Origin of the sequence: Streptomyces griseicoloratus, from assembly GCF_014534645.1 — a bacterium.
GTDB classification, from domain to species: domain Bacteria; phylum Actinomycetota; class Actinomycetes; order Streptomycetales; family Streptomycetaceae; genus Streptomyces; species Streptomyces griseicoloratus.
Genome location: NZ_JACVQF010000040.1, coordinates 1 through 364 on the forward strand (window position 1 = coordinate 1; position 364 = coordinate 364).

The window sequence follows — 364 nt, forward strand, 5'->3', positions numbered from 1 at the left end:
CGTGCTCCGGCTGACCGGCGGAGTCGACCGCGCCGCACTGGAGTCGGCCCTGCGCGACGTTCTGGCCCGGCACGAGGTGCTGCGCACGGTGTTCCCGTCCGTCGACGGCGAGCCGTATCAGCACATCCTCCCGGTCGAGGACACCGGTTTCGAGCTGACCGTGACCCCGGTGACAGAGGAGAGCTTGGCCGACGAAGTGAGGGCAGCCGCACGCCGTGGCTTCGACTTGTCATCGGAGATACCGCTGAGGGCCCGGCTCTTCTCGACGGGACAGACCGATGACGTGTTGTTGGTGACCATCCATCACATCGCCGGGGATGGTTGGTCGATGGGTCCGCTGGCTCGTGATCTGTCGGTGGCGTAT

General features: G+C 66.5%; 1 protein-coding gene. It reads left to right on the forward strand.

Annotated elements, in window-relative coordinates; all coding sequences use genetic code 11:
* Positions 1-364, forward strand: a 364-nt coding sequence (locus tag H0H10_RS01590; protein ID WP_188178963.1) for a condensation domain-containing protein, incomplete at both ends; no start/stop codon positions are given.